The organism is Rhodoferax sp. (assembly GCF_034520025.1).
Lineage (GTDB): Bacteria > Pseudomonadota > Gammaproteobacteria > Burkholderiales > Burkholderiaceae_C > Allorhodoferax.
Window position 1 is genome coordinate 1,581,173 of the sequence record NZ_JAXHNZ010000001.1, and the last position, 21,235, is coordinate 1,602,407.

26 protein-coding genes are annotated in these 21,235 nt (G+C 58.6%); 19 read left to right on the top strand and 7 right to left on the bottom strand.

Annotated elements, in window-relative coordinates; all coding sequences use genetic code 11:
* Positions 1–6: 6 nt before the first annotated feature.
* From U5L73_RS07605 to U5L73_RS07675, 15 genes are all read left to right on the top strand, one after another.
* Positions 7–474: a hypothetical protein gene (locus U5L73_RS07605; protein ID WP_322561776.1), complete on the top strand. Its 468-nt coding sequence runs from the start codon at positions 7–9 to the stop codon at positions 472–474.
* Positions 471–1,091 carry an RNA polymerase sigma factor RpoE gene (gene rpoE, locus U5L73_RS07610; protein WP_322561777.1) on the top strand — a complete coding sequence of 207 codons (621 nt, stop codon included), beginning with the start codon at positions 471–473 and terminating at the stop codon, positions 1,089–1,091. The genes U5L73_RS07605 and rpoE overlap by 4 nt, the downstream gene beginning before the upstream one ends.
* 5 nt (positions 1,092–1,096) lie before the next feature.
* Complete coding sequence (locus U5L73_RS07615; RefSeq protein WP_322561778.1) at positions 1,097–1,696, top strand: sigma-E factor negative regulatory protein; 600 nt, start codon at positions 1,097–1,099, stop codon at positions 1,694–1,696.
* Positions 1,697–1,716: 20 nt separating this feature from the next.
* Positions 1,717–2,703 carry a MucB/RseB C-terminal domain-containing protein gene (locus tag U5L73_RS07620; RefSeq protein WP_322561779.1) on the top strand — a complete coding sequence of 329 codons (987 nt, stop codon included), beginning with the start codon at positions 1,717–1,719 and terminating at the stop codon, positions 2,701–2,703.
* Positions 2,704–2,791: 88 nt separating this feature from the next.
* The gene (locus U5L73_RS07625; protein ID WP_322561946.1) at positions 2,792–4,207 is read left to right on the top strand and encodes a Do family serine endopeptidase; all 1,416 of its coding nucleotides are present in this window, start codon (positions 2,792–2,794) and stop codon (positions 4,205–4,207) included.
* A 474-nt stretch (positions 4,208–4,681) separates the two neighbouring features.
* Positions 4,682–6,493: a translation elongation factor 4 gene (gene lepA, locus U5L73_RS07630; RefSeq protein WP_322561780.1), complete on the top strand. Its 1,812-nt coding sequence runs from the start codon at positions 4,682–4,684 to the stop codon at positions 6,491–6,493.
* On the top strand, positions 6,493–7,458 hold the full coding sequence (lepB, locus tag U5L73_RS07635) for a signal peptidase I (RefSeq protein ID WP_322561781.1): 966 nt from the start codon (positions 6,493–6,495) through the stop codon (positions 7,456–7,458). Before lepA ends, lepB begins: the two co-directional genes overlap by 1 nt.
* Positions 7,459–7,491: 33 nt before the next feature.
* Positions 7,492–7,839 (top strand): DUF4845 domain-containing protein, encoded by a 348-nt coding sequence (locus tag U5L73_RS07640; RefSeq protein ID WP_313875589.1) that lies wholly within the window; start codon positions 7,492–7,494, stop codon positions 7,837–7,839.
* On the top strand, positions 7,840–8,526 hold the full coding sequence (rnc, locus tag U5L73_RS07645) for a ribonuclease III (protein WP_322561782.1): 687 nt from the start codon (positions 7,840–7,842) through the stop codon (positions 8,524–8,526).
* 107 nt (positions 8,527–8,633) lie between these two features.
* Positions 8,634–9,593: a GTPase Era gene (gene era / locus U5L73_RS07650; RefSeq protein ID WP_416221282.1), complete on the top strand. Its 960-nt coding sequence runs from the start codon at positions 8,634–8,636 to the stop codon at positions 9,591–9,593.
* A 124-nt stretch (positions 9,594–9,717) separates the two neighbouring features.
* On the top strand, positions 9,718–10,470 hold the full coding sequence (gene recO, locus U5L73_RS07655) for a DNA repair protein RecO (RefSeq protein WP_322561947.1): 753 nt from the start codon (positions 9,718–9,720) through the stop codon (positions 10,468–10,470).
* Positions 10,467–11,216, top strand: a complete 750-nt coding sequence (locus U5L73_RS07660) for a pyridoxine 5'-phosphate synthase (protein WP_322561784.1) — start codon at positions 10,467–10,469, stop codon at positions 11,214–11,216. The genes recO and U5L73_RS07660 overlap by 4 nt, the downstream gene beginning before the upstream one ends.
* Positions 11,217–11,225: 9 nt before the next feature.
* The gene (gene acpS / locus U5L73_RS07665; protein ID WP_322561785.1) at positions 11,226–11,618 is read left to right on the top strand and encodes a holo-ACP synthase; all 393 of its coding nucleotides are present in this window, start codon (positions 11,226–11,228) and stop codon (positions 11,616–11,618) included.
* A gap of 75 nt (positions 11,619–11,693) precedes the next feature.
* Positions 11,694–12,797 carry a beta-N-acetylhexosaminidase gene (gene nagZ / locus U5L73_RS07670; RefSeq protein WP_322561786.1) on the top strand — a complete coding sequence of 368 codons (1,104 nt, stop codon included), beginning with the start codon at positions 11,694–11,696 and terminating at the stop codon, positions 12,795–12,797.
* A gap of 20 nt (positions 12,798–12,817) precedes the next feature.
* Positions 12,818–13,360, top strand: coding sequence for a rhomboid family intramembrane serine protease (locus U5L73_RS07675; protein WP_322561787.1), 543 nt, complete (start codon positions 12,818–12,820; stop codon positions 13,358–13,360).
* On the opposite strand, the gene U5L73_RS07680 is transcribed toward U5L73_RS07675, so the two are convergent.
* The 3 genes from U5L73_RS07680 to U5L73_RS07690 form a co-directional block, all read right to left on the bottom strand.
* The gene (locus U5L73_RS07680; RefSeq protein ID WP_322561788.1) at positions 13,295–15,193 is read right to left on the bottom strand and encodes a S8 family serine peptidase; all 1,899 of its coding nucleotides are present in this window, start codon (positions 15,191–15,193) and stop codon (positions 13,295–13,297) included. The two genes, U5L73_RS07675 and U5L73_RS07680, sit on opposite strands and share 66 nt — an antisense overlap.
* Complete coding sequence (locus tag U5L73_RS07685; RefSeq protein ID WP_322561789.1) at positions 15,190–15,564, bottom strand: hypothetical protein; 375 nt, start codon at positions 15,562–15,564, stop codon at positions 15,190–15,192. Before U5L73_RS07685 ends, U5L73_RS07680 begins: the two co-directional genes overlap by 4 nt.
* Positions 15,565–15,697: 133 nt before the next feature.
* Positions 15,698–15,925 (bottom strand): hypothetical protein, encoded by a 228-nt coding sequence (locus U5L73_RS07690; RefSeq protein WP_296508917.1) that lies wholly within the window; start codon positions 15,923–15,925, stop codon positions 15,698–15,700.
* Positions 15,926–16,090: 165 nt separating this feature from the next.
* On the opposite strand from U5L73_RS07690, the gene U5L73_RS07695 reads away from it, so the two are divergent.
* Genes U5L73_RS07695 through U5L73_RS07710 form a run of 4 tightly spaced genes read left to right on the top strand, consistent with a single transcriptional unit; the run spans position 16,091 to position 17,743 of the window.
* Positions 16,091–16,564 carry a FecR family protein gene (locus U5L73_RS07695; RefSeq protein ID WP_322561790.1) on the top strand — a complete coding sequence of 158 codons (474 nt, stop codon included), beginning with the start codon at positions 16,091–16,093 and terminating at the stop codon, positions 16,562–16,564.
* Positions 16,561–17,148, top strand: a complete 588-nt coding sequence (locus U5L73_RS07700) for an OmpA family protein (RefSeq protein ID WP_322561791.1) — start codon at positions 16,561–16,563, stop codon at positions 17,146–17,148. The genes U5L73_RS07695 and U5L73_RS07700 overlap by 4 nt, the downstream gene beginning before the upstream one ends.
* A gap of 20 nt (positions 17,149–17,168) precedes the next feature.
* Entirely contained in the window at positions 17,169–17,531 is a 363-nt protein-coding gene (locus tag U5L73_RS07705) for a translation initiation factor Sui1 (protein WP_416221269.1), read from the top strand.
* Positions 17,531–17,743, top strand: coding sequence for a DUF3820 family protein (locus U5L73_RS07710; protein ID WP_322561793.1), 213 nt, complete (start codon positions 17,531–17,533; stop codon positions 17,741–17,743). Before U5L73_RS07705 ends, U5L73_RS07710 begins: the two co-directional genes overlap by 1 nt.
* A gap of 3 nt (positions 17,744–17,746) precedes the next feature.
* On the opposite strand, the gene U5L73_RS07715 is transcribed toward U5L73_RS07710, so the two are convergent.
* The 4 genes from U5L73_RS07715 to lysS all read right to left on the bottom strand — a co-directional run bounded on the left by U5L73_RS07715 (position 17,747) and on the right by lysS (position 21,132).
* Positions 17,747–18,349 (bottom strand): chalcone isomerase family protein, encoded by a 603-nt coding sequence (locus tag U5L73_RS07715; RefSeq protein WP_322561794.1) that lies wholly within the window; start codon positions 18,347–18,349, stop codon positions 17,747–17,749.
* A 97-nt stretch (positions 18,350–18,446) separates the two neighbouring features.
* On the bottom strand, positions 18,447–18,992 hold the full coding sequence (locus U5L73_RS07720; protein WP_322561795.1) for an rRNA large subunit pseudouridine synthase E: 546 nt from the start codon (positions 18,990–18,992) through the stop codon (positions 18,447–18,449).
* 3 nt (positions 18,993–18,995) lie between these two features.
* Positions 18,996–19,529 (bottom strand): YgjP-like metallopeptidase domain-containing protein, encoded by a 534-nt coding sequence (locus U5L73_RS07725; protein ID WP_322561796.1) that lies wholly within the window; start codon positions 19,527–19,529, stop codon positions 18,996–18,998.
* Positions 19,530–19,584: 55 nt separating this feature from the next.
* Entirely contained in the window at positions 19,585–21,132 is a 1,548-nt protein-coding gene (lysS, locus tag U5L73_RS07730) for a lysine--tRNA ligase (RefSeq protein ID WP_322561797.1), read from the bottom strand.
* Between the last annotated feature and the right edge of the window lie 103 nt (positions 21,133–21,235).

Sequence of the window (21,235 nt, forward strand, 5' to 3'; positions counted from 1 at the left end):
CCCTTCATGCAACGTCCACCAGCGACAAGTCTGCAGGTCTCGCGGTCAAAAAGGTTGGGCTGGCTTTTTGCCGGCCTGATTTTTTTGTTTTTGTGCGCGCCGCTTTACAGCGTTTTGAGTGGCCAAGCATGGGACCGAACGCTGGCTGTGTGGGCCGCTTGGGGTGTCCTGAGTGCAAATTTAGTGCTCTCGTGGCTTCGAATGCCCGAAGGCCGCTTGCGCTGGGATGGCGAGACTTGGTATTGGGGGCGTTTTTCCCTACCCATCAAGGCTGTGCGCATTCAGTACGACTTTCAACGCACCCTGTGGGTGCTTCTGCAGCCGAAGCATGGTCCGCAATTGGGCTTGTGGTTAGAGGCCGATGCTCTGCCTCCCGAGCGCTGGCGCTCTGTCCGGCGTGCCTTGGTCTGGTGTGAAGAAACAGCGTGGGGCGCGGAGGTGGCAGTTGCACCCGCCGCGAGGATGTATCCATGACGGATGTGGTGGAACCCGCTCCCGATGCTGATTGGCTCTTGGTCGAACGCACGATCGCTGGTGATCAACGTGCGTATGGCCTGCTGGTTCTGAAATACCAGCGGCGTATCCAGCGGCTTGTTGGGCGCATGGTCCGGGATGTGGATTTGGTGGAAGACATCACACAGGAAACCTTTATCCGTGCCTACCGGGCGCTCCATCAATTCCGCGGCGATGCGCAGTTCTACACCTGGCTGTACAGAATTGCGGTCAACACGGCCAAAAAGTCGTTGTTGGAGCTGAAGAGAGATCGCACTATTTCGGAGTCTTTCTTTGCCCGTGATGAAGAAGATGAAACTTCTTTCCGTCAAAACGAACCAAGTAGCGAAGAAACACCCGAAACCGTGCTGGCTGCCAAGGAAATTGCCGGTGTGGTGAACGCTGCGATGGAGGCTTTGCCGGATGAGCTCCGGCAGGCTGTCGTACTCCGGGAAATCGAAGGTTTGAGTTATGAAGAAATTTCACTCTCTATGGCATGCCCGATCGGAACCGTCCGATCCCGGATCTTCCGGGCTCGTGAGGCGATTTCTGCAAAGTTGAAACCTCTTTTGGATAAACAAACCGGCAAGCGTTGGTAAGCAATATGGATCGCCTTTCCCAAAATCAAATGTCTGTTCAGGAGCAACTGTCTGCGCTAGCAGACGGTGAACTCGACTCCACGGAGTTGGGGGCTTTGCTGGATGCCTTGGAGCGGGATCCAGCCCACTATGCCGCATGGACAGGCCTGCACGCTGGCGCAGCAGCCACGCGCGGTGAACCGGTATCCGGCGCCTCTGGCGATCTGGCGTTCTGGCAAGTTATCCAAGCAAAACTCGCCTCCGAATCAATCTTGCAAGTCCAGCCGATGCCACCTGTTGGCGTGCAGAGCGCAGCGATGCGCAGCGCGCCACCTGCTAACGCCTCTTTTTGGAAGGCCCGTCGTTTTGTGTCGATCGCTTTGGTGTTGGCCGTGGGAGGTGTCGCCTCTCTGCTTTGGCCCAGTGCCGGTACAGGCCCCTCCGACATGAGTGCGGCGCCCGCAGGGCCGGCACTGGCCGCTGCGACTACCGACGCGGGTGTCATGTTGCGCGATCCCCAGCTTGACGCCTTGATGGAAGCCCACCAGCAGATGGGCGGACATTCTGCTTGGCAGGGGCCTTCGGGCTTTCTGCGCAATGCCACCTACGAAAGGCCTTCTCGGTGAACTGGGTGCGTAGCTGCCGGATGTTGTCACGTGGGCTCGTGCTGGCCTGTGTTTTGGGCCTGCAGGCTTTGGTGCCTGCGATAGCCCAAGAGGATTCTGTGAGTGCCTGGCTGACCCGTCTTCACGAGGCTTCCAAACATCGCACCTATACCGGCACTTTTGTGGTGTCTGCCGGTACGCAAATGGCGAGTGCCAAAATCTGGCATGTGTGTGAAGGCGAGCAGCAGTTAGAGCGTATTGAGCCATTGAGTGGTACGCCTCGCACCACTTTCCGGCGTAACTCCGAGGTGTTGACGCTCTTCCCGACGGCAAAAGTCGGTATTGCCGAGACGCGTGAGGCAACCAGCTTGTTCCCTGGGCTGTTGAAGTCCAAGGGGGCAGATCTTGATGAGTTCTACTCTCTCAAGACAATGGCATCGGAGCGCTTAGCTGGAGTGGATGCAGACGTGGTTCACATTCAGGCCAAAGATGGCCTCCGTTACGGATACCGGGTGTGGAGTGAGAAGAAAACCGGTCTGGTGATTCAGCTGCAAACACTGGACGTCGACGGAAAAACGCTGGAGCAGTCCGCATTCTCAGAGCTCAACATGGATGCCCAAGTGAGCTCTGCCAAGCTCAACCAAATGATGGGGCAAACCGAGGGTTATCGCATCGAGCGTCGCACCACGGAGAAAACGAGTGCCGCTGCCCAAGGATGGGCCATGAATGGGGGCGTGCCCGGATTCAAGCCCGGTGGTTGTTACATACGCCCGGTGGCCTTATTGGCAGGGGCGTCCGGCAAAACAGACACCTCTATGCAATGGATGTTTTCCGACGGTTTGGCGACGGTGTCTCTGTTTGTTGAGCGATTTGATCCCAGCCGCCACGTACAAGTCGGGGCGGCAGATTTGGGCGGCGCTACCCGGACGCAAACACGCAAGCTCGGCAATTGGTGGATCACCGCGGTAGGCGAGGTGCCCGCTGGGACCTTGGCCGTGTTCACTCAAGCGCTTGAACGCAAAAAATAAGACCCTATCTCTGTCTCATCGGTTTTTTCAGGAAATATTCCACATGACACATCACATTCTCTCAATCCGGCGTTGGAGCCTAGCGGTCATGTTGGGTGCATGTGCCGCATCATTTTTACCTTTGTCGGCAGCCCACGCGCAAGTCCGCGGATTGCCGGATTTCACCGACCTCGTGGATCAGGTGGGTCCTTCGGTCGTGAATATCCGTACCTTGGAAAAGGTCAGCGCTCGCGCACAACAGGGCGGACCGAATGAAGAGGAAATGTTGGAGTTCTTCCGCCGTTTCGGCTTGCCGATTCCCAACATGCCGAAACAGAACCCTCGCCAAAATCGTCCACAGCAGCAAGAAGAGGAGCAGCCGCGTGGGGTCGGTTCAGGTTTCATCTTGACCAGCGACGGCGTCATCATGACCAATGCGCACGTGGTCGACGGGGCGGACGAAGTCATTGTGACGCTCACCGACAAGCGGGAATTCAAAGCCAAGATTCTGGGGGCGGATAAGCGCTCCGATGTAGCGGTAGTCAAAATTGATGCGACCGGTCTACCCGCAGTGAAGGTGGGTGACGTGAATCGCCTTCGGGTGGGTGAATGGGTCATGGCAATCGGATCTCCTTTCGGATTGGAAAATACCGTCACCGCCGGTATCGTGAGCGCCAAACAGCGTGACACCGGAGATTTCTTGCCCTTTATACAAACCGATGTGGCCATCAACCCGGGAAACTCTGGTGGTCCTTTGATCAATATGCGCGGCGAGGTGGTCGGGATCAACAGCCAGATCTATTCACGCTCCGGTGGCTTTATGGGAATTTCTTTCTCCATTCCGATGGACGAAGCGGTCCGGGTGAGTGACCAATTGCGTGCGTCGGGTCGCGTGTCTCGCGGGCGCATCGGTGTGCAGATCGATCAGGTGAGCAAAGAGGTTGCTGAATCTATTGGCTTGGGTAAACCCACCGGTGCGTTGGTTCGCGGTGTGGAGTCCGGGTCGCCGGCTGAAAAAGCTGGCGTGGAGGCGGGCGACATCATCACCCGCTTTGACGGAAAGGTCATCGAAAAATCCAGCGACTTGCCGCGCATTGTGGGTGGCACCAAGCCCGGAACCAAAAGCACTCTGACCGTATTCCGCCGCGGTGGCAGCAAAGAACTACAAGTGGTGATCGCTGAAATTGAAGCGGATAAACCCGTAGCAAAAGCCCCCGCGAAAGAGGAACGTCCGGCGGCATCGATTGCCACACAGGTGTATGGCTTGGCAGTGACCGCACTCACAGACGCCCAGAAAAAAGAAGCGGGCGTCCGAGGAGGCGTGCGCCTAGAGGCTGCCACGGAAGCGGCGGCTCGCGCGGGTTTGCGTGAGGGGGATGTGATTTTGCAAGTAGCCAACGTCGAAGTGTTAACCGTGAAGGAATTCGAGGCAGTGCTGGGCAAACACGACAAAACCAAGGCTTTGAATGTGTTGTTCCGGCGCGGTGATTGGACGCAGTTCGCCGTGATCCGGGCTGGCCGATAAGCCAAGCAACCCTAAAGCACAGCAGGCTATGGGGTTGTTTGGAGCATAAAAAAGCCATGACTCATGGCTTTTGGCGCCTAGCTTTGATGGGGGCGGGGGTCTAAATCCATAGGCTTTTTTAAAGCGGTGGTTAGAATACGGGAGGTCGATGGATCGAAGCAGGTATATGGAACTTGCGATAATCCATCATGTGGGAATCGATAGATTGCCCCACAGGCCTTCCACAGCTCTCCCACAAGTTGTTCAGTGGCGTCAAACACAATCTGTGGATAACTTGTGAACATTTGTGCTGTTGCCGTGTAGCAACGACCCCCGATCCGGATTTTTGGGCTGTGCTTTTTGGACTTTTTGCCTACAATGAACGTCCAACTATCGCAGTTGCCAAAAGATTGTTGGTTCGGGGCGCGTCTCACCATGACGCGCCCTTTTTTCATGGCTGATCCTTTTAATTCAATTACTTGAAGCGCGTCGTTGATGAATCACATCCGAAATTTTTCCATCATTGCCCACATTGACCACGGCAAATCCACGCTGGCCGATCGCTTGATTCAGCGTTGCGGCGGACTGGAAGCGCGCAAGATGGAGGCACAGGTTCTGGACTCGATGGACATTGAGAAAGAGCGTGGGATAACCATCAAGGCGCAGACCGCAGCGCTGCAGTACAAGGCCAAAGACGGTCAGGTCTACAACCTCAATTTGATTGACACACCCGGTCACGTGGACTTCTCTTATGAAGTGTCGCGATCGCTGTCAGCGTGCGAAGGCGCATTGCTGGTGGTTGATGCCTCCCAAGGCGTTGAGGCTCAGACAGTGGCCAATTGCTACACCGCGCTGGACCTCAATGTGGAAGTGTTGCCGGTACTCAACAAGATTGACCTGCCCAATGCCGACCCTGACAACGCGCGCAGCGAAATCGAAGACGTGATTGGTATCGACGCGACCGACGCGATTGTCTGCTCAGCCAAGACGGGATTGGGCATCGACGACATTCTGGAATCCATCGTCGCCAAGATCCCCTCGCCACGCGGCAATCCCGATGGCCCATTGCGCGCCATGATCATCGATAGCTGGTTTGACCCCTACGTGGGTGTCGTCATGCTGGTGCGCGTGGTCGATGGTCGGCTGGCCAAGGGCGAGCGTATCAAGATGATGGCATCGGGTGCCACCTACAACGCGGATAACCTGGGTGTGTTCACTCCAGCGAATCAGCCGCGCCAGTCGCTCGAGGCAGGCGAGGTGGGCTACATCATTGCCGGTATCAAAGAATTGCAGGCCGCCAAAGTGGGCGACACCGTAACGCTGATCAAGCCCGGCACAGGTGGCGCGTCCGCCACCGCGACCGAGGCGCTGCCGGGCTTCAAGGAAATTCAGCCCCAAGTCTTTGCGGGCTTGTACCCGACCGAGGCCAGTGAGTACGATTCACTGCGCGACGCGCTCGAAAAGCTCAAGCTCAACGACGCATCCTTGCACTATGAACCAGAGGTTTCCCAGGCCCTGGGTTTCGGTTTCCGCTGCGGATTTTTGGGTCTGCTGCACATGGAAATTGTTCAGGAGCGCTTGGAGCGGGAGTTCGATCAGGACTTGATTACGACAGCCCCCAGTGTGATCTACCAGGTGGTCAAGAACGACGGCGAAGTGGTGATGGTGGAAAACCCGTCCAAGATGCCTGAGATTGGCAAGACCGCCGAAATTCGCGAGCCCATCGTCACCATGCATCTCTACATGCCGCAGGAATATGTGGGTGTGGTGATGACGCTGGCCAACCAAAAGCGCGGCGTGCAGATGAACATGGCTTACAAGGGTCGCCAAGTTGTGCTGACCTATGAGATGCCACTGGCCGAAATCGTGCTCGACTTCTTTGACAAGCTCAAGAGCGTGAGCCGGGGTTATGCGTCCATGGACTACGAGTTCAAGGAATACCGTGCGGCTGATGTCGTCAAGGTAGACATTTTGTTGAACTCTGAGAAGGTGGATGCGTTATCCATCATGCTGCACCGTGCCCAAAGCCAGTACAGGGGCCGCGCTGTGGTCGCCAAAATGCGCGAAATCATTTCCCGCCAAATGTACGACGTGGCGATCCAAGCGGCCATCGGCGCCAACATTATTGCGCGTGAGACAATCAAAGCGCTGCGCAAAAACGTGTTGGCCAAGTGCTATGGCGGCGACATTTCCCGTAAACGCAAGCTGCTGGAAAAGCAAAAAGCCGGTAAAAAGCGTATGAAACAAATCGGCTCTGTGGAGGTGCCGCAAGAAGCCTTCCTCGCCATTCTCCAAGTGGAAGATTAATGCAAGCATTCACAGCAGCGGTATTGGGCGCCTTTGTTGCCTACGGAGCCTCTTGGTATTTTGGTTTGGTCGATGGCAACTTTGCGCTGCTGCTGTTCCTGGCCAGCGTAGTAACCGGTGTGTATTGGTTGGCTGAGCGCTTTTACTTTCTGCCCCAGCGCCAGCGTGCAGTCGCTGCACTGGAAGCACAAGACGCCAAGCGCCGCGAGGGCTTAGCCCAGATGGGGATCACCCAGGTAGACGGCGATATTCAAGAGGCCAAAATCAAGTTGCTGATGCAACCTTGGTGGCTGGATTGGACCGCGGGTTTGTTTCCCGTCATCATCGTGGTGTTTTTATTGCGCTCATTTTTGTTTGAGCCTTTCAAAATACCTTCCGGTTCTATGATTCCGACGCTGTTGGTCGGTGATTTGATTTTGGTGAACAAATTCACCTACGGCGTCCGCTTGCCGGTCATCAACCTCAAGATCACGGAAGGCAACAAACCCCAGCGCGGTGACGTGATGGTGTTTCGCTACCCGCCCAAGCCGAGCCTTGATTACATCAAGCGTGTCGTGGGTGTGCCCGGGGATACCGTGGCCTACTTGAACAAGCGCCTCACGATCAATGGCAAGCCGGTGGAGACCAACGCATTGCCGGATTTCTTGGATGAAGATGTAAGCCAATACTTCAAGCAATTTGAAGAGACCTTGGGCGAGAAGCCGCATCGTTTGTTGAATGACGCTCGCCGCCCGGCCTTTATTGCCGGTATTGAGAAGTTTGATGGCATGGAGAATTGCAGCTACACCGTCGAAGGTGTCACCTGCAAGGTCCCCGAAGGTCAGTACTTCATGATGGGTGACAATCGCGATAACTCGCTGGACTCCCGTTACTGGGGTTTCGTGCCGGATAAAAATATCGTCGGCAAAGCGTTTTTTGTGTGGATGAACTTTACCAATCTGAAGCGGATTGGCGCATTCCACTGAGTGTTTCACCAACCAGCGTCCGGAAAATTCACTATGCCTAGCAAAGCTCAACAGCGCGGAATTTCTTTTATTGGCCTCTTGTTTGTGGGCGCCGTGCTCGCGATGACGGGCGTCGTCGCCGCGCAAGCTTTCCCAACCGTGATTGAGTATTTCGCGGTTGAAAAGGCGGTGCAGCGTGCATCCACAGGGCAGTCAGTCGTGGAAGTGCGTGCGCTGTTCGACAAGCAGGCCGAAGTGGACACCATCAAGTCGATCACCGGCAAGGACCTCGAAGTTACCAAGGTGGGCGACAAAGTGGTCGTTGGCTTCGCGTACGAGCGCGAAATCCACTTGGCCGGCCCGGCCTACCTCACCCTCAAATACGCAGGACGATCCAAATAAGTGACAGATGGTTTGACCGCGCTGCAGCAGCGACTGCAGCACCAGTTCTCGAATATTTCATTGCTGTCGAGGGCCCTTACCCATCGCAGCTTCTCTGCTGACCACTACGAGCGCTTGGAGTTTCTGGGCGACTCGGTACTGGGGTTAGCGATCTCCGATTTGCTCTACACCCGCTTGGGCAGTTTGCCTGAGGGCGATCTGTCGCGGGTACGTGCCAATCTTGTCCGCCAGGAAACTCTGCATGAGCTGGCCCTGAAACTCGGGCTCCCTGACGTGCTCAAGCTCGGTGAGGGCGAGATGCGCTCCGGCGGCCCCAAGCGGGCGTCTATCTTGGCGGATGCACTCGAAGCCATCATTGGCGCGGTGTATCTGGATGCTGGATTCAACACCGCGCAGGCACTGGTCCACCGCTTGTTTGAGGCAGTGGAAATCAATCCACACATGCAAGCTATCGGCAAAGATCCTAAGACCGAGTTGCAGGAGTGGCTCCAGGGTCGCAAAATGAAGGTGCCGATCTACACCGTGGTGGGCACCACCGGTGCCGCGCACAAACAAAGTTTTGACGTGGAGTGCGAAGTTCCTGAGCTGCGCCTGTCGGAACGCGGTATCGGCGGCTCCCGCCGTGCCGGAGAACAAGCAGCGGCCGCGGCCATGCTGCAAACCATTAAAGCAAAGGTTAAATCATGAATGCTCCTAAAAAAGTAGCTGCTCGCGCAGAATCCACGGGCGCTAAGGGGCAAAAAGACTCTCAAACTCCAGCAGACGCCGTCGAGGTGCAATCCGACTTGGACGCGATGCTCGAAGGCTTGCTCAAGAGCACGCCTAAATTGGCTACCCCCGGCACCGACGGCGCGGGCCAACGTTGTGGCTTGGTCGCGATCGTGGGCAAGCCCAATGTGGGTAAATCCACCTTGCTCAACGCCCTGGTGGGGCAAAAGATCAGCATCACCTCCCGCAAAGCGCAGACGACACGCCACCGCATTACCGGCATGCGCACCGAAGGGCAGACCCAGTTTGTGTTTGTGGACACCCCCGGCTTCCAGACCATTCACGGCAACGCACTGAACAAGTCTTTGAACAAAGCGGTGCAGGGCGCAGTGTCCGATGTGGACCTGGTGCTGTTTGTGGTGGAGGCTGGCAGCTTTACGTCGGCGGACGAAAAAGTGTTGAAGCTGCTGGGAACCGGCATTCCGGTCGTGTTGGTCGCCAACAAACTCGACAACGTGAAGGAGCGCGCTAGCCTGGCCCCCTGGTTGCAAGCGATGCAGGCCCGCGCCAAATTTACCGAAATGATTCCGCTGTCGGCCAAGAACGCCAAGGATATTGAGCGCTTGCTGGGTATTTGCGAGAAGTTCTTGCCCGAGCAAGCCTGGTGGTACTCAGAAGACGAGTTGACCGACCGCAGCGAGAAATTCCTGGCCAGTGAGCTGGTGCGCGAAAAGCTGTTCCGCCTGACCGGTGACGAGCTGCCCTACACCTCCACGGTGGTAATCGACAAGTTCGAAGAAGAGCCACCCCAGAAAAAGGGCCAAAAGCGCCTGTTGCGCATTGCCGCCACCATCGTGGTGGAACGCGATGGCCACAAGGCCATGGTGATCGGCGACAAGGGTGAGCGTATCAAGCGCATCGGCATGGAAACCCGTGTGGAACTCGAAAAGCTGGCGGATGCCAAGGTGTTTTTGGAGCTGTGGGTCAAAGTGCGCTCCGGCTGGGCCGATGACGAAGCGCGCGTGCGCAGCTTCGGGTATGAGTAAGTTCACCCCCAGGCTTCGCGCACTGCGTGTCGCTTCGCCACCCCCTTTGCAGGGGGCAACGCCTGCGGTCTGGCGAAGCCAGTCCCGTGGCGTTTGCTGGGCTTAAGGCCTCGCACTCCGACGAATCATGGCGACCAAGCGGATTGCGGATGAGCCGGCGTTTGTGCTGCATCGCTACGACTGGAGCGAGAGCAGCTTGATTCTGGAGGTGTTCACCCGCCACTACGGTCGGGTGGCACTGGTCGCCAAAGGGGCGAAAAAGCCCACTTCGAGTTTCCGCCCCATCCTGCTGCCGCTGCAGCCTTTGCACGTGGCCTTTGGAGGCGATGCCGAGATCCGCACTTTGCGCAGCGCAGAGTGGCAGGGCGGGCATGTGATGCCGACCGGGGATGCTCTTCTGTCTGGCTACTACCTCAACGAGTTACTGATTACCTTATTGGCGCGGGACGACCCGCATGCCGCGCTGTTTGACATCTATGCCCAAGTGGTCCGTGTCATTGCCAGCGAGCACGACGAGGTGCTGCAGGCGGCCCTGCGGACCTTCGAGTTGCTGTTGCTGCGTGAGGTGGGTTTTCTGCCTCAACTTGATGCACAAACCATGACGCTCGCGCCGTTGCACGCCGATGTGCGCTATGTGCTGGTGCCTGAGGGCGGACTGCGGCAGGCAGGGCCTGACGACCGTGCAGGCCTGCTCGGAGCCCAGTGGGTGGAACTGCAAGATGCCATCGCGGACGACGCCCCCTTCACCACCACGCTGCGGGCCTGCGCCGAGGTGATGTCAGAACTCAAACCCCAGCTGCGAGCACTGCTGCACTACCATTGCGGCGTTAAGACGCTGCGCACGCGGCAGATGATGATTGATATTCAAAACCTATGAAAACCCATCTCTCCGTCAACCTGAACAAAGTGGCGCTGGTGCGCAACACCCGCCACCTCGGCATTCCCAGTGTCACCCGCGCAGCGACTTTGTGCCTGGAGGCGGGCGCCGCCGGCATCACGGTGCACCCGCGCCCTGATGCCCGCCACATCCGCGCGCAGGACGTGCTGGACTTGGCGGAGCTGCTTAAAGCGTGGCCGGACCGCGAATTCAATGTAGAAGGCAACCCATTTCACAACCTCATGGACTGTGTGCGTGACCTGCGCGAGCGCGGTTTGCCGGTGCACCAGGTGACCTTTGTGCCCGACTCGGAAGGCCAGTTCACCAGCGACCACGGCTGGAGCCTTCCAGCCGATGCTGCGCGCCTGAAGCCTTTGATCGACGAGGCCCATGCCCTGAAGCTGCGGGTCAGCCTTTTCATGGACGCAGACCCGGAGGCTATGGCGGCTGCCAAAGCAGTGGGTGCCGACCGCATTGAGCTCTACACCGAGCCGTTTGCCGCCGCTTGGGGCACCGCGAATCAGCAAATGCAGCTGGACCGCTTTGCCGCAGCCGCCCAAGCGGCTCTGAACGCAGGCTTGGGCGTGAACGGTGGCCATGACTTGAACCGTGACAACCTTGCGGCGTTTGCACAGCAAGTGCCCGGCTTGCAAGAAGTGTCCATCGGCCACGCCCTGATTGCGGATGCACTGGAGCTCGGCTACACAGCCACCATCGAGTCCTATCTGGCTTGCCTCGGGCAATAAGGCTGCACCTTGATTTACGGCATCGGCACCGACATTTGCGATGTGCGCCGCATACGCGCCAGTGTGGAGCGCCATGGCGAGCGCTTTGCGGCCAAGGTGCTCTCTGAGGCGGAACTGAAGACGTGGAAGGCCCGCAGCGCCCGCTGGCCCGAGCGCGGCTTGCGCTACTTGGCCACTCGCTTCAGCGCCAAAGAATCTTTCAGCAAGGCAGTGGGGCTGGGCATGCGCATGCCCATGAGCTGGAAGCTGTGCGAGATTGCCAATGAGCGCAGCGGCAAGCCGGTCATCGTGCTGCATGGCGAGTTGAAAACCTGGTTTGAGGAGAAGGGGCTACAGGCCCACATCACCGTCACTGACGAAACCGACTACGCCGCCAGCTTCTGTGTAGTGGAAACCCACTGAAAATATGAATAAAAATGGCCGCTAGCGCCCGTAGAATGTACGCCAGCAGCTCCTGATTTGATAGCAAATAACACCATGACATTTCACGCCCCTCTGATCATCGATATCGCCGGTACCAGCCTCACCGCCGTGGACCGCAAGCGCCTGAAGCACCCGCTGGTGGGGGGCATGATTTTGTTTGCCCGCAACTGGCAAAACCGCGAGCAACTCACGGCGCTGTGCCGCGACATCAAAAAAGTGCGCGCTGATTTGCTGATCTGCGTGGACCATGAAGGCGGCCGTGTGCAGCGCTTCAAGACCGATGGTTTCACCCACCTGCCGCCCATGCGCGCCTTGGGTGAGATGTGGATGCGTGACATCGTGCCCACCACCTCCACCAAGAAGGCTGGCGCCTTGGACGCTACCAACGCGGCCACCGCCACGGGGTATGTGTTGGGCGCCGAGTTGCGCGCCTGTGGCGTGGACATGAGCTTCACGCCGGTGCTGGACCTCGACTACGGCGAAAGCAGTGTCATCGGCGACCGCGCTTTTGCCCGCGACCCGCGTGTGGTGAGCATGCTGGCCAAGAGCCTGATGCACGGCCTGCAAAAGAGCGGCATGGCCAATTGCGGCAAGCACTTCCCCGGCCATGGCTTTGTGAAAGCCGACTCCCACATCGACATTCCGGTGGACAAGCGCAGCCTCAAGGCCATCCTCGCCGATGACGCCGCGCCGTACCGCTGGCTCAACACCGTGACCAGCAGTGTCATGCCCGCCCACGTGATTTACCCCAAGGTTGACAGCCGCCCCGCCGGTTTCTCGAGCGTGTGGCTGAACGACATCTTGCGCGGCCAGCTGGGATTTACCGGCGCCATCTTCAGTGACGACCTGTCCATGGCCGGAGCCCGCCTGATCGACGGCAAAACGGTGAGCTACACCGAAGCGGCTGTGGTGGCTCTGAACGCAGGCTGCGACCTGGTGCTCCTGTGCAACCAGTCCATGGCCAATGCCGAGGGGGGTGGCAAAGCGGTGGACGAATTGATCGACGGCCTGACCGAAGCCCAGCTCAAGGGCCAGTGGCAGGCACTGGAAGCCAGCGAAGCCCGCCGCCGTGCATTGCTGCCCACCAGCCCTGCCATGGCGTGGGACGACCTCATGGTGCACCCGGACTATATGCAGGCGCTGGACTGGATCGCCTGAAGCCCTGAGCCGCGCAGGCCATGGACTTTGCCGCGCTGATTTATCACCGCCAGGCATTTCTGGATGGGTACTGGTGGTTGCCTCTTACGGCGCAGCTGGCGCACTTCAATCTTGGGCACGGCATGTCCAATGCGATGGTCGCGCTGGTCTTGGCCGCGTTATTCCGGCCGATGCTGGTTTGGGCACAGCAGGGCGCTTTGATTTTTGGAAGTGCATTCGCCGTTGCTGTAGCCGTGGTGTCTGATGCGAACTGTGGCTACTACGCGGGTGCCTCTGGCGCGCTCTACGGGTGGGCTGCAGGCGGTTGCCTGATCACGATCTTTTCCCGTAACGACAGTTCACAACCCCACCGGCGGATCGCATTTTTTGTGTTGTGCCTGTTGGTGGTCCGCCTGGCGGCGATGCAGTGGGCCGGGGTTGGCGCTACAGCGTGGGGCTTTCCGGTTTATCTACCTGCTCATTGGGCAGGGCTTGTTGGCGGACTTGCAATGGCTAGTTTATTCATGCGCAGAAAGACGACGCCTGCGCAGACCACGCATCGCCAGCAAAGCGACGAGCGCTAGCTCCCATCCTGACATCGTGCCACCCCCGCCACCCCCTCCGCTACTACTTGCGGTGGCAAGGGTCGCGGGGTTGATCGTGAGCGTGACCGTTTGCGGCATGCCCGAGCGGCTGGTATCGCTGGGGGTGACGGTGAAGCTATAGGTTCCGAGCACGGGGATACTCCAACGGAAGCGGCCTGTGCTGCTGAGTGTCGCCCCTGCGGGTAACCCGGAGCTGGAGAACGTGACCGTATCCGCGTCTGCATCAACGGCGGTAAAGTCAAATTGGAGGTCGATGCCTTCGGTACCCGATTGCGTGGGCGCCGACGTCATGGAAGGTGGAGTGTTTGACGCAGAGCCCTCACTCACCTGCAAGGCCTTCACCGCTGCAAAGGCATCCAACATGCCGGTGCCGCAGGTGGTCAATGATGCGCAAACTGTCCCCGACCGGAAGGGGCGGGTGTTGTTCTTCAACAGCGCCGCAATTTGTGCAGGTGTCAGGGTTGGCTTGATTTGTAGCAGGAGTGCGGCGGCCGCGGCTACATGCGGCGCAGCCATGCTGGTGCCGCTTTTGAGCAATATCGCGTCGGCTTGAGGCGTGGTCCTGCCCGTGTTGTCGGTGGAGAAAATGCTGGAGCCGGGTGCACTGAGAGCGACTTGTGTTCCAACGTTTGCGAAGCTCGATTTCTCTCCCGTGATGGTGTGGGCAGTAACCGCAATCACGCCGCTGCAATTCGCCGGCGAGGAGATCGGGCCCCCGTCGTCATTCCCCGCCGACACCACAACCGTGGTGCCTGCCGCCACAACTGCGTTGACGGCATCCCGATATGAGTCGGAGCAGCTTCCCGTGCTACCCAAGCTCATGTTGATGACTTTGGCGATATTCGGGTTAGTGACGCCATTCACTTGGCGAAGGCCTGCAGCCCAATACATGCCTTCTTGGATATCTGAGGAGTAACCACCGCACACCCCCAGCACCCGCACCGGCAGTATCTTGGCGCCAAAAGCACCACCGATAACGCCGCTGTTGTTGTTTGCAACTGCAGCAATGGTTCCTGCGACATGGGTACCGTGCCAACTGGAGTCCTCTACCGCGCAATCGCTGGTGACTACTGAATTCCAGTCACCTGGATCAAGGGCATCCGCATCGCGGCCGTCTCCATCATTCGCAGTTGTAAACGTAGTATTGATGGGCGGGTTATCGGCCGAAATGAAATCGTAGCCCTGCAACACGTTGGCCGCTAAGTCCGGATGGGGGCGATAGCCCGAGTCCAACACCGCCACGATCACCCCTGCACCCGTCACCGGGGTGCTGGATCCGATCATCCGATCCCATGCCAGTTGGAAATTGGCTCCGCCGACCGCACCTGCAGGTGATTTGAGGTTCCATAAGCTGCTGAAGAACGTGTCGTTCGGCGTCAGGTGCGCTTGCACGCGTTCATCAATCTCGACGTATTCCACCGTAGGGTCTTTGGCCAGCGCGGCTATCACTGCCCGCATTTCTTGCCGGGTCAAGGGGGCGCCAGTGCTCGCCACCTCGATGCCGTTGTAAATGGTTTTCAGGTGCCGCAGGTTCAATTCCTGCCCGGCAACAGTGCTTGCCGCCCGCTCTTTCAAACCTTGAACCCGTTCTTTGTCGCTTGTTTCTGCGAACAGGTGGGCGGTTTTTGACTCTTTGGGTGTCTTGAATTTGATGATCAACCGGCTGTACGTCGCCGCCTCAGACGAGGCGGCGGTGCGGGCGGCTTTGGGCGCGGTGCCCTCCGAGAAGGGCAGCGCAGCAAGCGCGGGTATCGCACCCAAGGCCAAGGTGCTAAAGGTGGCGTTTCTGAGCAAGCGTAAAGAGGGTGTCATTTCAAGTGGCCCTCATTCCGCGTGGCTTTGGCATCCAGCTCGGCATACCGCACGCCCGGGGCCTTTGCGAGTTTTGCTACAAGGTCTTGGGTCGTCTGTCCGGGTTGGGGAGTGATGACGACCAAACAACTGGTCGCTGACATCTTTGCCACAAATACGATGGATGCAGCACCAGTGGACGCAGAGAGGCTCCGCACCAGTGCTGCGGGATCCTCCGGGATGGGGTCGTGAGTGCCCACCAGTAGGCGCACCGCTTGGGTGGCGGCAGGTGCCGTTGCTGAAGCGGTGTTTTGGCTCATGGACTGACCCAATCCGCACCCAGAGAGGGCTGAGAAAAGCGCCAAGCCAATGCCAAAAGTGAACAGTTTCACAGGGCTCCCTCCCATGTGCCGAAACAGAGTGGAATACGTGAGTCTGCGGACAGACATCACCTTTTCGCATTGTAGGCACGACCTGAAAGGGCGGTGAAAGACTAGGGAAAGCGGCCCGGTAGTCCGCCGAGTATCAGGGCGAGCGGTGCAGCCGGGGAGCCGAAAGGGCCACGATCTGGTCGCGGGTCGCTTCGTCGATCAGTCGGTGCTTGAGCAGGCTGCCGTCTGCGGTCATGAGCGCTCGCAGTTGCTGCAAGTCTTTGACGGTCGGGGCGACCTTGATCTGTGCAAGCGCAGCCTGGCTGTTGTTGCCTTTGATGAGTGCTGCCACTTTGGTGGCCCAAACGCTGGGACGAGACATGTGTTGGAGTGGCTAACGTTGATAAAGGAAGCTATTTTCGCACACCACCGCCAGAAACGCTTCATGGATTGCTACGAAAACAATAGCGCCAGTGCGACCGTTGATCGCAATCCCTACCTTCCCCCTGCTGGAATAGACGGCACCGATCCGGTACCATCGCCGGCTATGAATCAAGCACATACCGGTTTTAGAGCGCTAGCGCGTAGCACCATGTTGGCCTGCACCCTTGGGCTGGCCCTTTCGAGTCCATCTGTGATGGCGCAAGAGGCCCGCAGTGGGACGTTTAAAACAGTGCAGGGCGGTGTCAAGGTGGTCCAAGGTGATGCTCAGCGCGCAGTCATTCCCGGTGCCAGTGTGCAAGAGGCTGAAAGAGTCCAAACTGATGCAAACGGTTCTGCCGTGCTGATGCTGCGCGACGGTACATCGATCGCCATTGGCCCGAACACCACCGTTGATATCAGTCGCTTTCAGTTTGACGGCACCACTCAGCAAGGTAGCCTCGCAGTCCGGGTGCTGCAGGGCACCATCCGTATGGTGACCGGCCTGTTAGGCAAGGTGCAACCCGATAACGTCAAAGTGACAACGCCCGCCACAACCGTCAGTGTGCGCGGCACGGATTTCATTGTGGAGGTGCTATGAGCGTGCGTTACTTCGTTGTTGTTGCATTGCTCGGCCTGCAGGCGTGTGCCCCCGTGAGCCGTGTCATTTTGTTGCCGGACAGTGCGGGCCGGTCTACCGCAGTGCAGGTAAGCAATGCCGGTGGTTTAGTGGATCTGACTCAGCCCTACCAAACGGCAGCGTTGCAGCAGGACGGCCGCTTGGAAGCGGGCGTACTCAGTGCGGATGAAGTTCAAGAAAAATACAAGGGCTTGCTGGCGTTGCCGATGCCCACGGCGTCTCAATTGACCTTGCGATTTGAACCCGGTACGTCGACCTTGACGGCGGAGTCTCAGGGCCAGCTCCCGGAGATCATTGCGTTGGCTTCAAAGCGGGCAGGCGGTGAAATTCTGGTGGTAGGTCATACCGACCGCACAGGGAGCCCGCAGGCTAACGACACCTTGTCATTGCAGCGAGCGCAAGCGGTGCGTGAGCTGCTGGTGCAGCGCGGCTTTGCGCCTGAACGGATTGAGGCGATTGGCCGTGGCGAGCGTGAGCCGGTGGTCCCGACCGAAGCCAACGTGAATGAACCCCGCAACCGCCGCGCAGAAATCATCATCCGCTGAGCGCGTTTGGGTCTTTGATGGTGAAAAAAACGCTCTCTGATCTTGGTGGTTTGGTGTATTCGACCGAGGTGGGGCGCACCTGCCCGGTGTGCCGCAAAGCTATTGCTGAATGCGTGTGCCATACGCCCAAGCGACCTGTTGGCGATGGGATCGTCCGTGTGTCTCGCGAAACCAAGGGTCGCGCAGGCAAAGGTGTGACGCTGGTGAAGGGTGTTCCGCTGGACGATGAGGCGTTGATGGCTTTGGGCAAAAAACTCAAGGCGGCCTGCGGCTCCGGCGGTACCGTCAAAGACGGCGTGATTGAAGTGCAGGGCGACCATGTCGAGAAAGTCATGGCAGCTCTCGTCGCGCTAGGGTTCACCGTCAAGCGTGCGGGTGGCTGATGCAGGCAGAAGACCTGCAAAAGCTGGTCGAGCGCGCCATGCCCTTCGGCAAATACCAAGGGCGCTTGATCGCAGATTTACCCGGTGATTACCTGAACTGGTTTGCGCGCACGGGTTTTCCCAAAGGGGAGATGGGTCGCTTGTTGCAGCTGATGCATGAGATTGACCACAACGGCTTGAGCGATCTGCTCACGCCACTGCGCCAGCGCTAACGGCTAAAGCCCCAGCAAAGCCGAGCGCAGCTCCGGTTTTCGCGCTTTGGGGTCCAGCCAGATTTTGAAAAATGCTTCGCTAAAGGTGGCGTCCGCGGTTTCACCCAGGAGCTTGCCGTTCAGGAAAAAGCGGGCGCCCGCACCGGGCACATGCACCCCCAGCAAGCGATCGCCGGATTTCACATCGACAAACAAGCCCGTCATGAAGTCGGACCAAGTTTTTACCTGCTCTGGAGTTGCCGCGCTGATGCGGGACATCTCAATCAGTGAGGTGTTGTTGATGTCGCTGGCTTTGACCGAGGTGTTGTACAAAATTTCCAGGGCAAAAGCCCGGCTGAAGCTGAAGTCTCCTCCACTTGCCCCGGGCAACCACAGCGTGGCGTCATAAGCTTTGAACCCGAAAAACTTCAAAGGGCCGCTGCCCTTGGGCAGCCAATTCGCACCATAGGCGTTCAGCGCGGCAGGGGCTCGGCTGGCAGGTAGCTGCTCTTGCGTCCATCCGGGAACGCTGAGCACCCCGATCAGGGAGGCCACCACCAGCGGTCGTCGTCGCACAGCAGTGCTGTGTCGGGTGGAAGTGGCCATGAGGTTCAGTGCGTCAATCATGGCCTGATTTTGGCCGAAACACGCAAGAAAGCAACCTGTGGGGATAAAAAAATACTAAGCGGTATCTTTATCCACTCGCTGGCTATCTAGCTGATGCCTATGCTTCTCGCCAAACTCCGGGTTGCAGGTTGTCCAAATGGTGGGGGCCAATGGCTGCACGTATCAGCCTTAGGGTGGGGTAGCCCACGGCGGCAGTCATACGCCGCACTTGGCGGTTGCGCCCCTCCCGGATCACCAATTCCACCCAACTGGTTGGGATGGATTGGCGAAAGCGCACCGGTGGGTTGCGCTCCCACAAGCCTTCGGGCGCCTGAATGCGCTGCGCGCGCGCCGGCAGGGTGATGCCGTCGTTGAGCATCACGCCTTGGCGTAGCGCAGCCAAGGCGGCCTCGTCAGGTTCACCCTCCACTTGCACCCAATAGGTCTTTTCCATCTTGAAGCGTGGGTCGCTGATGCGCGCCTGTAGCTTGCCGTCGTTGGTGAGTAGCAGAAGACCTTCGCTGTCGGCGTCCAACCGTCCTGCGACATAGACACCGGGCAAATCAATAAAGCCTTTGAGCCCGCGCCAGCGCCCCTCGGGCGTGAACTGGCTGAGCACGCCATACGGTTTGTTAAAGCAAATCAGGCTGGAGGGGGGCAGCATGGCTTACTCCGCCTCAGCCCAGAGCCGTTGGCCCGTGGCCTCCAAGTGGGTAAGGTAAATGCGCACCTCAAACTCCAACTGGTGGTAAGCAGGCTCCATGTGGGTACAGAGCTTGTAGAAGGCCTTGTCATGCTCGCGCTCGCGCAGGTGCGCCAGCTCGTGCACCACGATCATTTTGAGAAAAGGTTCGGGTGTGTCCTTGAACAGGCTGGCCACCCGGATCTCGCGTTTGCTTTTGAGCTTGCTGCCCTGTACGCGTGACACCGTGGTGTGCGTGCCCAGCGCGTTTTTGACGACATGCAGCTTGCTGTCGAACGCCACTTTGGAGAGCGGCTCGGTGCTGCGCATGTACTCGGCCTTGAGGTCTTGCACATAGTCATACAGCACCTTGTCGGTCCGCACGCCGTGCGCTTGCGGGTAGCGTTGGGTCAGCCAACTGCCCACCCGGCCCTCGTCGAGCATGCGCTGCACTTGGGCCAGCGTGTCTGCAGGGTAGCCATTCAGGTAGCGCAGCGCAGGCGTTGCTACTATTTTCATAGCTGCTTGCGCAGACTCTGCGTGCGCTAGATGCCGATTTGGCTTCAAACCCGTATCAGACCTCGCGGCGCAGCGCGGGGAACAGAATCACGTCGCGAATGCTGGCGCTGTCGGTCAGCAACATCATGAGGCGGTCGATACCGATACCGCAGCCACCGGTGGGGGGCATGCCGTATTCCAGGGCGCGCACAAAGTCGTGGTCGAAGTGCATGGCTTCGTCGTCACCACTGTCTTTGGCGGCGACCTGAGCCTGGAAGCGGGCGGCCTGGTCTTCGGCGTCGTTCAGCTCACTGAAGCCGTTGCCGAACTCGCGGCCGGTGATGTAAAGCTCAAAGCGCTCGGTTACCTCGGGGCGGTCGTCGTTGGCACGGGCCAGGGGCGAGATTTCGGTGGGGTGCTCCATGATGAAGGTGGGGTTCCATAGCTTCTCTTCCACGGTCTCTTCAAAGTACAGCACTTGCAGGCTGGCCAGGCTGCGGCCTTCCAAGCGGTTTTTGGCTTCGGTCAAGCCCAGCTTTTTGACAGCATTGGTCAGCCAGGTGGCGTCAAACACGTTGTCGCCCGCGTCGGTGTACTTCTGGATGGCTTCGACAATGGTCAGGCGCTCAAACGGTTGCTCCAGATCGACGGGTTTACCTGCATAGGTGAATTGCAAGCCGCCAGTGGCCCTCAGGGCCGCATCGCGGATCAGCTTTTCGGTGTAGTCCATCAGGTCCTGGTAGTTCCAGTAGGCCGCGTAGAACTCCATCATGGTGAACTCGGGGTTGTGGCGCACCGAGATACCTTCGTTGCGGTAGCTGCGGTTGATTTCGAACACACGGTCAAAGCCACCCACGATCAGGCGCTTGAGGTACAGCTCAGGCGCAATGCGCAGGAACATTTCCTGGTCCAGCGCATTGTGGTGGGTCTTGAAGGGTTTGGCGTTGGCACCACCGGGAATCGGGTGCAACATGGGGGTTTCCACTTCCAGGAAGTTGTGGCCCACCATGAACTCGCGCAGGGCGCTCACGGCCTTGCTGCGGGCCACGAAACGCTTGCGTGACTCCACATCCGTCATCAGGTCTACATAGCGCTGGCGGTATTTGGTTTCCTGGTCGGCCATGCCGTGGAACTTGTCCGGCATGGGGCGCAGGCTCTTGGTGAGCAGGCGGATACTAGTGGCGTGGATGGACAGCTCACCGGTCTTGGTTTTGAACAGCGTGCCCTCGGCGGCCACGATGTCACCCAAATCCCAGTGTTTGAAGGCGGCGTAGAGGTCTGCGCCCACGTCTTCACCGCGCACATACAGCTGAATGCGGCCACCGCTTGGGCCGAAAGACGAGTCTTGCAAGGTGCAGAAGCTGGCTTTGCCCATGACGCGCTTGAGCATCATGCGGCCGGCGACCTTGGCGGTCGCACCCAAGGCAACCAACTCTTCCGCGGTCTTGTCGTTGTGGGCCGCAAACAACGCTTCTGCTTTGTCTTCTGGCTGGAAGTCATTGGGGAAGGCAACGCCTTGACCAGCGGCCTGCTGCTCGCGCAGTGCCTTGAGCTTTTCACGGCGCTCTTGGATCAACTGGTTTTCGTCTTGCGGTGCGGGAGCGGCTTGGTTTTGGTCAGACATGGAGTGACTTGTGGGTTCGGTAGGAGAAATCGGCAAACCTCAAGGGGTTTTGGCCGCAACCCTCCATTGTAAGAGGGCAGGCTGCCGCTATGATGCGCTCGCA